Annotated in this window: 12 protein-coding genes; 11 read left to right on the top strand and 1 reads right to left on the bottom strand. The window is 64.2% G+C overall.

All coding sequences use genetic code 11. The features are described from left to right. The first annotated feature begins 70 nt into the window (after window positions 1-70). The 11 genes from FMA36_RS11890 (at window position 71) to FMA36_RS11940 (ending at window position 10,488) form a co-directional block, all read left to right on the top strand. Window positions 71-667: an anthranilate synthase component II gene (locus FMA36_RS11890; protein WP_159263897.1), complete on the top strand. Its 597-nt coding sequence runs from the start codon at window positions 71-73 to the stop codon at window positions 665-667. Between the two features lie 6 nt (window positions 668-673). Next, a complete protein-coding gene (gene trpD, locus FMA36_RS11895; protein WP_159262492.1) occupies window positions 674-2,008 on the top strand; it encodes an anthranilate phosphoribosyltransferase in 1,335 nt (444 codons plus the stop codon). Between the two features lie 18 nt (window positions 2,009-2,026). Further along, the gene (trpC, locus tag FMA36_RS11900) at window positions 2,027-2,926 is read left to right on the top strand and encodes an indole-3-glycerol phosphate synthase TrpC (RefSeq protein WP_159263899.1); all 900 of its coding nucleotides are present in this window, start codon (window positions 2,027-2,029) and stop codon (window positions 2,924-2,926) included. Next, a complete protein-coding gene (gene moaC, locus FMA36_RS11905; RefSeq protein WP_159262494.1) occupies window positions 2,923-3,417 on the top strand; it encodes a cyclic pyranopterin monophosphate synthase MoaC in 495 nt (164 codons plus the stop codon). Before trpC ends, moaC begins: the two co-directional genes overlap by 4 nt. A 135-nt stretch (window positions 3,418-3,552) precedes the next feature. Continuing rightward, entirely contained in the window at window positions 3,553-4,512 is a 960-nt protein-coding gene (pdhA, locus tag FMA36_RS11910; RefSeq protein ID WP_240906578.1) for a pyruvate dehydrogenase (acetyl-transferring) E1 component subunit alpha, read from the top strand. 7 nt (window positions 4,513-4,519) lie between these two features. After that, window positions 4,520-5,875: a pyruvate dehydrogenase complex E1 component subunit beta gene (locus FMA36_RS11915; protein WP_159262498.1), complete on the top strand. Its 1,356-nt coding sequence runs from the start codon at window positions 4,520-4,522 to the stop codon at window positions 5,873-5,875. Between the two features lie 12 nt (window positions 5,876-5,887). Next, a complete protein-coding gene (locus FMA36_RS11920) occupies window positions 5,888-7,126 on the top strand; it encodes a pyruvate dehydrogenase complex dihydrolipoamide acetyltransferase (RefSeq protein ID WP_159262500.1) in 1,239 nt (412 codons plus the stop codon). 13 nt (window positions 7,127-7,139) lie between these two features. Further along, window positions 7,140-8,549 carry a dihydrolipoyl dehydrogenase gene (gene lpdA, locus FMA36_RS11925; protein WP_159262502.1) on the top strand — a complete coding sequence of 470 codons (1,410 nt, stop codon included), beginning with the start codon at window positions 7,140-7,142 and terminating at the stop codon, window positions 8,547-8,549. A gap of 151 nt (window positions 8,550-8,700) precedes the next feature. Next, window positions 8,701-9,693, top strand: a complete 993-nt coding sequence (gene lipA / locus FMA36_RS11930; protein ID WP_159262504.1) for a lipoyl synthase — start codon at window positions 8,701-8,703, stop codon at window positions 9,691-9,693. Further along, window positions 9,694-10,176, top strand: coding sequence for a type II toxin-antitoxin system RatA family toxin (locus FMA36_RS11935; protein ID WP_159262506.1), 483 nt, complete (start codon window positions 9,694-9,696; stop codon window positions 10,174-10,176). It begins immediately after the preceding gene. A 30-nt stretch (window positions 10,177-10,206) separates the two neighbouring features. Beyond that, window positions 10,207-10,488 carry a hypothetical protein gene (locus FMA36_RS11940; protein WP_159262508.1) on the top strand — a complete coding sequence of 94 codons (282 nt, stop codon included), beginning with the start codon at window positions 10,207-10,209 and terminating at the stop codon, window positions 10,486-10,488. Window positions 10,489-10,614: 126 nt separating this feature from the next. Here the strand turns inward: FMA36_RS11940 and FMA36_RS11945 are convergent, their stop codons facing one another. Next, window positions 10,615-11,118, bottom strand: coding sequence for a CinA family protein (locus tag FMA36_RS11945; RefSeq protein ID WP_159262510.1), 504 nt, complete (start codon window positions 11,116-11,118; stop codon window positions 10,615-10,617). Window positions 11,119-11,147 lie beyond the last annotated feature (29 nt).

Raw genomic sequence — 11,147 nt, forward strand, 5'->3', positions numbered from 1 at the left:
GATGCACCCAGACATGCCGGGGCAGGCCGTACGGTTTGACCCGGCCCAGCGGAAAAGCCATGATACGCCCATGATCCTCCTGATCGACAACTATGACAGTTTCACGTTCAATCTCGTCCATTACCTCGGTGATCTGGGCGAGACATGTGATGTCTACCGTAACGATGCCATCAGCGTGGAAGAGGCGCTTGCGCTCAGGCCCGAGGCCATTGTCATCTCGCCCGGCCCCTGTTCGCCCAATGAAGCCGGGATCTGCTGCGACCTGATTGCCGCCGCCGCAGGCAGGGTGCCGGTCTTTGGTGTCTGTCTTGGCCATCAGGCCATTGGTCAGGTCTTTGGCGGCAAGGTGGTGCGGGCACCCACGCCCATGCATGGCAAGGTCTCGCCGGTCTATCATGACGGCACCGATATTTTTGCCGGTCTGCCCGATCCGTTTAACGCCACCCGCTACCATAGCCTGACGGTCGACCCCGACAGCCTGCCCGATACGCTGGTTGCCACCGCCCATACATCCGATGGCGTGATCATGGGCCTGCGCCATGCCAGCCTGCCGGTCTTTGGCGTGCAGTTCCACCCTGAGAGCATTGCCTCGGAATATGGCCATGAAATCATGGCCAATTTCCTGTCCATTGCGCGTGGCAGGAACACACCGCGCAAGGCCGCCTGAGCCGACATGAGCGGCACAATGAACAACGCCCCCGATCCGCAGGCCGCGTTCAGGGATATTCTGGTCCGTGTGGTGGGGCAGGGGGAAGTGCCGCCCGAACTGGCACAGGCCGGGCTGGCGCAGCTTCGCACCGATGAGGTGGCGGAAATTCCGGCGGTGGCCTTCCTCACTGGCCTGCGCCTGCGTGGCATGCTGCACGCTGACCCGGTGGAGCTTGAAGGTGTGCTGACCGGGCGGGCGGCGGATCCTTCTGCGGTGTCCGCCACGTTTCGGGCTATTCTGGATGTGGTGCTTGAAGGCCGGGAACTGCCGCCCGAAATGGCGGATGAAGCCTTCGGGCTGATCATGGATGGCGCGGTGAGCGAGGGCATGCTGTCTGCCTTCCTGACCGCGCTGCACATGCGTGGCGAGAGCGTTGTTGAGCTTGAGGCGGCGGTAAAGGCCATGCGCGCGCGCATGTTGGCCGTGCCCGGCATGCCCGATGCCGCCCTTGATGTCTGTGGCACCGGGGGCGACGGGCTGGGCACGCTCAATGTCTCGACCGCCGTGGCCTTTGTGCTCGCAGCGCTTGGCGTGCCGGTGGTCAAGCATGGCAACCGCGCCCTGTCATCACGCTCGGGTGCCACCGACGTGCTGTTGGAACTCGGCGTGCCGATGCCCGTTGAGGCAGAGCCGATCGGGCAGATGGTGGCGGCGCATGGCGTGACGTTCCTGGCGGCAACCAGCCACCATCCTGCCATGCGGCATGTGGGTGCGGTACGCCGGGCGCTGGGGTTCCGCACAATTTTCAACCTTGTCGGCCCGCTTTCCAACCCTGCCGGGGTCAGGCGGCAGCTCGTGGGCGTGTTCACGCCGCAGTGGCTTGATGTGATGGTGCGCACGCTCCGTGCGCTGGGCTCCGAGCGGGTCTGGGCAGTGAGCGGGGATTGCGGGCAGGGACGCTTTATTGATGAACTGACCCTCGCAGGCCCCACGCAGGCCTGCGTGCTTGAAAACGGCCAGGTTCATACCCTGACCATCGAGCCCGAAAAAACCGGCCTGCAACCCGCCCCCATCGCGGCCATTGCAGGCGGCGCGCCCGCCCATAACGCCGCCGCCCTGCGCGCACTTGCCGCAGGCGGGCGGGGTGCCTACCGCGATACCGTGCTGCTCAATGCAGCCGTGGCATTGCATGTGGCGGGGCGAGGGGACAATATCATGCACGGTGGCGTGATTGACTATGCCGCCCTGCAGGAGAACATCCGCCTAGCTGCGGGTGTGCTCGACAATGGTGCGGTAGCAGCCGTGCTGGAGGCTGTCCGGCAGTTCCGGGCAGACGGGCCAAACAGAGTAACAGGGTAAAACATGAACGACACGCCAATGACCTCCCCCCAGACAGGCAGTGTCCAGCCCGTGGATGTGGACAGCATCCCCGATGTTCTGGAACGTATCTGTGCACGGACCCGGGTGGACGTGGCGCAGCGTGCCAAGGTCATGCCGCTCAAGGAGATCACCGCCCGCGCGCGTGAGGTGAACACCCCGCCGCGCGGCTTTGGCCAGGCGCTGAAGCAGAAGACCGCCGACCACCAGATCGGCCTGATCGCGGAAATCAAGAAGGCCTCGCCTTCCGCCGGTATCCTGCGCCCCGACTATGAGCCCACCGTCATTGCCGAAGCCTACGAGGCGGCGGGGGCGGCGTGCATTTCCGTCCTGACCGAGGGGTCATGCTTCCATGGCAGCGCCGAGGACCTGACCCGCGTGCGCGAGGCGTGCAAGCTGCCCATCCTGCGCAAGGACTTCATCATCGATCCGTGGCAGGTGCATGAAAGCCGCCTGATGGGCGCGGACTGCATCCTGCTCATCATGGCCATCCTGACCGATGCCGAAGCCGCCGAACTGCTCGACATCGCCCGTGGCCTCGACATGGATGTGCTGGTGGAGGTGCATGATGAAGGCGAACTCAACCGCGCACTGGCCCTCGATACCTCGCTGATCGGCATTAACAACCGCAACCTCAAGACGCTGCAGACCGATATCGAAACCACCTGCCGCCTCGCCCCGCTGGTGCCGCCTGACCGGATCATCGTATCCGAAAGCGGCATCCGCACGCATGCGGATGTGATGAAGCTCAACGCCGTGGGCGCATCGGGCTTTCTGGTCGGCGAGAGCCTGCTGCGGCATGAAGATGTCGGAGCCGCCGTGCATGCCCTGCTCGGCACCACCGCCCCGGCCAGTCCTGAGGCGGGTGAGGCCGCTCCACCGGCCGAGAGCACGCCATGACCGCACCCCGCCTGTCACACCTCGATGCGGCGGGGCACGCGGTCATGGTCGATGTCTCGGCCAAGCCTGACACGCGGCGCGAGGCCGTGGCGCATGGCCATATAAAAATGCGCGCCGAAACGCTGGGCCTGATCCTGGCGGGTGCCATGCCCAAGGGCGACGTGCTGGCCACGGCGCGCATCGCGGGTATCATGGCCGCCAAGAAAACGGCGGAGCTGATCCCGCTATGCCACCCGCTGGCCATTTCCTCCGTCAAGGTGGAACTCGCGCCGGACGGGGCTGGCGAGGGGATTGACATTACCGCGCGCGTGCGCACCACGGGGCCGACCGGCGTGGAGATGGAGGCGCTGACGGCGGCCTCCGTCGCGGCGCTGACGCTGTATGACATGTGCAAGGCCGTGGAGCGCGACATGGAAATCGGTCAGATCCACGTGATCCATAAATCCGGCGGCGCGTCTGGCACTTATGATCGTGCATCATCAGGTTCCTGATGGCACCGGCAACACACTGTAATCGCAACGGCTGCCCTACCCTGCGCGGGTGGCGGCACGGGCACCATGAACCAAGGACGTTCGATGAGTAACGAGACCGATCCCGGCTTGGGGGGCGGGCATAACAGCCGCGCCATGACCGAAGCCGACCTGAAGCATGCCTATTACCAGATGGTGCTGATCCGCCGCTTCGAGGAGCGTTCGGGCCAGCTTTACGGCATGGGGCTGATTGGCGGGTTCTGCCACCTGTATATCGGGCAGGAAGCCGTCGTGGTCGGGATCCAGATGGAGCTCAAGCAGGGTGACAAGATCATCACCTCCTACCGCGACCATGGCCAGATGCTGGCCGCAGGCATGGACCCGCGCGGGGTAATGGCCGAACTGACCGGGCGCGAGGGAGGCTACTCCCACGGCAAGGGCGGGTCGATGCACATGTTCTCGAGCGAGAAGCACTTCTATGGCGGCCACGGCATCGTGGGTGCGCAGGTCTCGCTGGGCATCGGGCTGGCATTCGCCAACAAGTATCGCGGCACGGACGAGGTTTCGGTTACGTATTACGGCGAAGGCGCTTCCAACCAGGGCCAGGTTTACGAGAGCTTCAACCTCGCCGCCCTGCACAAGCTGCCCTGCCTGTTCGTGCTCGAGAACAACCGCTACGGCATGGGCACCAGCGTGGAGCGGGCCTCGGCCTCGAAGGCGCTGTGGCGCAATGGCGAGCCGTGGGGCATTCCGGGCATGTATGTCGATGGCATGGACGTACAGGCCGTGCGCGCGGCGGCAGCCGAGGCCGTGGCTCATTGCCGCGCGGGCAAGGGGCCGGTGCTGCTCGAGGTCGATACCTACCGCTACCGTGGTCACTCCATGTCCGACCCGGCAAAATACCGCCAGCGCTCGGAAGTGGATGAAATCCGCAAGACCCAGGACCCCATCGACCGCGTGCGCCGCGAACTGCTGGCCATGGGTGTTGAAGAAAACGAACTGAAAGCCATGGACGAACAGGTCAAGGCGGTCCTGACCGATGCGGCGGCGTTTGCCCAGACCAGTCCCGAGCCCGACCCTTCGGAGCTGTGGACTGACATACTGGTGGAAAGCTGATCTAGAGATGGCAACAGAAATACTCATGCCCGCCCTTTCTCCGACCATGAAGGAGGGGAAGGTGGCCCGCTGGCTGCGCAAGCCGGGTGACGCGATTGCCGCAGGCGACGTGATTGCCGAGATTGAGACCGACAAGGCCACGATGGAAGTCGAGGCCGTGGATGAAGGCACTCTGGGCCAGATCCTGGTGCCTGAAGGCACCGAGAATGTAGCGGTCAACACCCCCATCGCCGTTCTGCTGGCGGAAGGCGAGGACGCATCCGCCATGCCTGCGGCAGCACCGGCCGCGGCAGCAGAGCCTGCGGTGGCCCAGCCCTCCTGCGCGCCGTCCGTGGCCCCGCCGAGTGCCGCCCCCGTTGCGCCGCAGCCTGAGAAGGACTGGGGCGAGACCACCGAGATTACCGTGCGCGAGGCGCTGCGTGATGCCATGGCCGCCGAACTCGCGCGTGATGAGGACGTGTTCCTGATCGGTGAGGAAGTGGCCCAGTACCAGGGGGCCTACAAGGTCTCGCAGGGGCTGCTCGACCAGTTTGGCGAGAAGCGGGTGATCGACACCCCCATTACCGAGCAGGGTTTTACCGGCATGGCCATTGGCGCGGCCCTGACCGGGCTCAAGCCGATTGTCGAGTTCATGACCATGAACTTCGCCATGCAGGCCATTGACCAGATCATCAATTCGGCAGCCAAGACGCGCTACATGTCGGGCGGGCAGATGTCGTGCCCCATCGTGTTCCGTGGCCCCAATGGGGCGGCGGCGCGCGTGGGGGCCCAGCACTCGCAGTGCTATGCCAGCTGGTACGGCCATGTGCCGGGGCTGAAGGTGGTCGCACCGTGGTCGGCAGCCGATGCCAAGGGCCTGCTGCGCGCGGCCATCCGCGACCCCAACCCGGTCGTGTTCCTTGAAAACGAGATCCTGTACGGCCAGCGCTTTCCCTGCCCGGTGGATGAGGATTTCATCCTGCCCATAGGCAAGGCCAAGGTGGAGCGCGAGGGGCGTGACGTGACCATCGTCACCTTCTCGATCATGGTGGGTGTGGCGCTTGAAGCGGCAGCAAAACTGGCCGAGCAGGGCATCGAGGCGGAGGTGATCAACCTGCGCACCATTCGCCCTCTCGATACCCAGACCGTGGTGGACAGCGTGAAGAAGACCAGCCGCCTCGTTACGGTGGAAGAAGGCTGGCCGTTTGCGGGTATTGGCGCGGAAGTGGCCATGCAGGTGATCGAGCACGCGTTCGACTACCTCGACGCGCCGCCGGTGCGCGTGGCGGGGGCTGACGTGCCCATGCCGTTCGCCGCCAACCTTGAAAAGCTGGCCCTGCCCAATACGGACTGGATCATCAATGCCGTCCGGCAGGTTGTGTGAGGGGAACGCGCGATGTCCATCAACATCCTGATGCCAGCCCTTTCTCCCACCATGAAAGAAGGCACGCTGGCCCGCTGGCTCAAGGCGGAGGGCGACACGATTGCTGCAGGCGACGTGATTGCCGAGATCGAGACTGACAAGGCCACGATGGAAGTCGAGGCCGTGGATGAAGGCATTCTGGGCCGCATCCTGATCGAGGGCGGCACGCACGGCATTGCCGTCAACACGCCCATCGCCATTCTGGTGGCGCAGGGGGAAAGCGTGCCAGAGGCTCCGGCTTCACCTGCACCTGCTGCGGCGGCATCTGCTCCGGCTGCGGTCGTGGCCACGCCCGCTGTGGCGGCTCAGCCTGTTCCGGCAGCAGCAGACAAGGGCAAGGGCAGGCGTGTGTTTGCCTCGCCCCTGGCGCGGCGTATTGCAGCGCAGAAGGGCATTGACCTTGCCAGCCTCAAGGGCAGCGGCCCCAACGGGCGTATTGTGCGCCGTGATGTGGAGCAGGCGGCAGTGGCCCCGGCACCCAAGGCCGCAGCACCTGTCGCAACGGTGGAGGAAGCGGGTTTCGAGAGCATTCCGCACACCACCATGCGCAAGGTCATTGCGCGCAGGCTGACGGAATCCAAGTCCACCGTGCCGCATTTCTATGTGGAAATGGACGTGGAACTTGATGCGCTGCTTGCGCTGCGCAGCCAGATGAACGCGGCCTCGCCCGATGAAGGGCCGGGGGCGTACAAGATTTCCGTCAACGACATGCTCATCAAGGCCGCGGCGGTGACGCTGCGCCGGGTGCCGCAGGTCAATGTTTCCTTCACTGAGGAGGCCATGCGGATCTATGAGGACGTGGACATCTCGGTTGCTGTCTCCATCCCCGACGGGCTGATCACGCCCATCGTGCGCAAGGCCGATACCAAGAGCCTGCGCCAGATCAGCCTCGAGACGCGCGACCTCGTGGCGCGTGCGCGGGCTGGCAAGCTGAAGCCGGAGGAATTCCAGGGGGGTACCTTCTCCATCTCCAATATGGGGATGTATGGGGTCAAGGCGTTCTCGGCCATTCTCAATCCGCCGCAGGCGGCCATCCTCGCCATTGCAGCGGGCGAGCGCAGGCCGGTGGTCAAGGGCAACGAGATCACCATTGCCACGGTCATGACCGTAACGCTTTCGGTCGATCACCGTGTGGTGGATGGTGCGCTGGCGGCGCAGTGGGTCTCGGCCTTCCGCAAGGTGGTCGAAAACCCCATGAGCCTTGTGGTCTGAGGGAGCGCGTTCAATGAGCACCACACAGTTTGATGTGATCGTGATTGGTGGCGGCCCTGGCGGCTATGTTGCGGCCATCCGCGCGGCCCAGCTCAAGCTGAAGGTCGCGGTGGTGGAGGCTTCCCAGCTTGGTGGCATCTGCCTCAACTGGGGCTGCATTCCCACCAAGGCGCTGCTGCGCGCCTCCGAGATCAACCACCTGCTGCACAACCTTGGCGAGTTCGGCTTTGCAGCCGATAACGTGCGCTTTGACTTCGACAGGGTGGTCAAGCGCTCGCGTGCGGTTTCAGCACAGCTTTCGGCTGGCGTGGCCCATCTGCTTAAAAAGCACAAGGTCACGGTCATCAGCGGTTTTGGCAGGCTGGCAGGCACGGCGGGCGCCAACCGCAAGGTCTCGGTCAGCGTGGACGGTAAGGAGACCACCGTGCTGACCGCGCCGAACGTGATCGTGGCCACGGGTGCGCGCGCCCGCGTGCTGCCGGGGCTCGAGCCTGACGGCAAGCTGGTCTGGTCCTATCGCGAGGCCATGGTGCCCAAGGCCATGCCGCGCAGCCTGCTGGTGATCGGCTCGGGCGCGATTGGCGTGGAGTTCGCCTCCTTTTACCGCAACATGGGCGCGGAGGTGACCATTGTGGAAGTGGCTGACCGCATCCTGCCGGTGGAAGATGCCGAGATCAGCGGCTTTGCGCGCAAGGCGCTGGAAAAGCAGGGCATGAAGATCCTGACCGGGGCGAAGCTGGGCAAGATCACCAAGGGCGAGAATTCGGTCACGATCGAGGTGAGCGCGGGTGGCAGGACCACGCCCATCACGGTCGAGCGCGTGATCTCGGCCGTGGGCATTGTCGGCAATGTCGAGAATATCGGCCTTGAGGGCACAGCCATCAAGGTGGATCGCACCCATATTACGGTCGATCCCTACTGCCGCACGGGCGAGAAGGGCGTGTTCGCCATTGGTGACATCGCGGCCGCGCCCTGGCTTGCCCACAAGGCCAGCCATGAAGGCGTGATGGTGGCGGAACTGATCGCGGGGCGCGAAGTGCACCCGATCAGCCCCATGAACATTCCCGGCTGCACCTACTGTCGCCCGCAGGTGGCCTCCGTTGGCCTGAGCGAGGAAAAGGCCAGGGCGGCGGGTTACAGCATCCGCGTCGGTCGCTTCCCGTTCATCGGCAATGGCAAGGCGATTGCGATGGGCGAGCCCGAAGGCATGGTCAAGACCATCTTTGATGATGCCACCGGCGAACTGCTTGGCGCGCACATGGTTGGCGCGGAAGTGACCGAGATGATCCAGGGCTACGTGATCGCCCGCACGGGTGAACTGACCGACGGGGAACTGAAGGAAACGGTCTTCCCGCACCCCACCATCTCGGAGACCATGCACGAGGCCGTGCTGGCCGCGTATGACGGGGCGCTGCATATCTGACCGCCGGCTTGAGGCCGGGGGCAGGGGCCATACCGCACCCTGATCGTGCGGTTGTGATCCAGCACCCGGCCCAGGGCGCCAAGAATGCTTGACGTCGTGCTGCAGGCGTTTCACTTCTGGTTATCTGCCTGTTTACGGGATTTTTTGCATCATGTCCGTGCGTTTGATGATCGACCACCGCAAGAAGGGTGAAGCCACGCTGCGCCATCCAGAAAAGGCGCACAGGCCCGATAACCCCATCGCCCGCAAGCCAGAGTGGATCCGCGTGCGGGCACCCAACCACCCCACCTATCACGAGACGCGCAGGCTCATGCGCGACAACAATCTCGTGACCGTGTGTGAGGAGGCTGCCTGCCCCAATATTGGCGAATGCTGGTCGCAGCGCCACGCCACCATGATGATCATGGGTGAGATCTGCACCCGGGCCTGCGCGTTCTGCAATGTCACCACCGGGCTGCCCAACGCGCTTGATGCGGATGAGCCCGAACGTGTGGCCGATGCGGTGGCGAAGCTTGGCCTGCGGCACGTGGTCATTACATCGGTGGACCGTGACGACCTGCCCGATGGCGGCGCGCATCACTTCGCCCGCGTGATCGGCGCGATCCGGGCCAGCGCGCCCGACACCACCATCGAGATCCTGACGCCCGACTTCCTGCGCAAGCCCGGCGCGCTTGAGGTTGTGGTCCGCGCCCGGCCTGATGTGTTCAACCACAACCTCGAGACCGTGCCCCGGCTGTACACCACCATCCGCCCCGGCGCGCGGTATTACCAGTCGATGCGCCTGCTTGATGACGTGAAGCGGATGGACCCGTCCATCTTCACAAAATCGGGATTGATGCTGGGTCTGGGCGAAGAACGGCCCGAAATCCTGCAGGTCATGGATGACCTGCGCATTGCAGACGTTGATTTCATCACCCTGGGGCAATATCTCCAGCCTACGGTCAAGCATGCGGCGGTTGCCCGGTTTGTAACGCCTGAGGAATTTGCTGATTATGCGGGCATGGCCCGGGTGAAGGGCTTTCTGCAGGTCAGTTCCTCGCCCCTGACAAGGTCGTCGTACCATGCGGATTCAGATTTTGCGCAGTTACGCGCCGCACGTGAGCAACGCCTGCGGGCAGAGCGTGGCGCAATGGAGATCAAGTAGATGCCCACCCATGCCGAACGTCGGCTTATTGCCTATTCGCCCAGCCAGCTTTTTGACCTGGTGGCCGACGTCGGGAAATACCCCCAGTTCCTGCCGTGGTGCACCAGTGCCCGCGTACGCACGCGCACCGCAACCGAACTGGTGGCTGACCTGACTATCGGGTTCGGCCCTTTTCGCGAGACATTCACCAGCCGTGTCCTGCTTGAAGCGCCCACGACCATTCGTGTCAGCTACGAGAAGGGGCCGTTCCGTTATCTGAACAATGTCTGGACCTTCACGCCCGAGCCGCGTGGCTGTCTGGTCGATTTCTTTGTGGATTTCGAGTTCAAGTCCCGCCTGTTGCAGGCCGCGATCGGGGTGGTGTTCAACGAGGCCGTGCGCCTCATGGTCTCGGCCTTCATCCGCCGTGCGCGTGACATCTATGGCCCGCCGCCCGCCGCCGAGCCCGCGCAGGTGAGCGCCGCCAAGGCAGGCAACGCCTGATCTCCCGTATCGACGACAGGGAAATACTTCATGAACAGAATCCTCCCCGCCATCATGGGTGCGGCACTTGTGTGCGCTGCCCCGCTGGCTCATGCAGCCTCGCCCGCGCCGCACAAGGTGGAAGCACCCGCGCCCGGCAGCGATGCCGAGACCGCTGACCTGAACGAGCAGAGCCTGCAGAAGGCCCGTGCAGCACTTCAGGCATCCGCGCCGGTTGCATCCACAGGTCACCCCGTGCAGGCACAGGGCACGGGCCAGACTTCAAGCCCCATTCACGTGCCCGAAACTGGCAGCACGGTAGCCGGGTACTAGGCCGCGCCAGCATATCGTTGAAACAGAAGAAAGTTTTTGGTTAAGCTTTTTACAAAAAGCTTAGAAAAAAGCCGCCTTTTTTTAAAAAAAAGGCGGCGCCCAGAACTTTTATTATTGTGTCGCCCTTCATTCCGCGGCCAGTCGACCCGCGTGGTCAAGCAGCAGGCCAAGGGCCGCGCGCACGGCCTGGGTGCGGATATCCCACCGTTCCCCCGCAAAATTATGCGAGACCGTATGCACGGTGCCGCTACCCGCCACGGCAAACCAGACCAGCCCCACCGGCTTGCCCGGCGTGCTCCCGCCGGGGCCTGCAATGCCGGTAATGGCGACCGACAGGTTGGCATCGGGCGCATGGCCGAGCGCACCCTGCGCCATGGCGGCGGCGACCTCGCGGCTGACCGCGCCGTATTCTTCCAGCAGTTTCAGCGGCACGCCCAGCGCATGGTGTTTCATGCTGTTGGAGTAGGTGACAAAACCGCCGCATACGACATCGGACGCGCCAGCGGCTTCGGTCAGGGCGGCAGCCAGCAGGCCGCCGGTGCAGCTTTCCGCCGTGACAACACGCTGGCCTGCTGCGCGCAGGCGGGCCAGGGCATCGGGCATGTGGCTCAGGAAGGTGTCAGGTAACATCCGCGGCGTTCTCCTCTTTCAGGGGTGTC

Source organism: Komagataeibacter xylinus (genome assembly GCF_009834365.1).
Classification (GTDB): Bacteria; Pseudomonadota; Alphaproteobacteria; order Acetobacterales; family Acetobacteraceae; genus Komagataeibacter; species Komagataeibacter xylinus_D.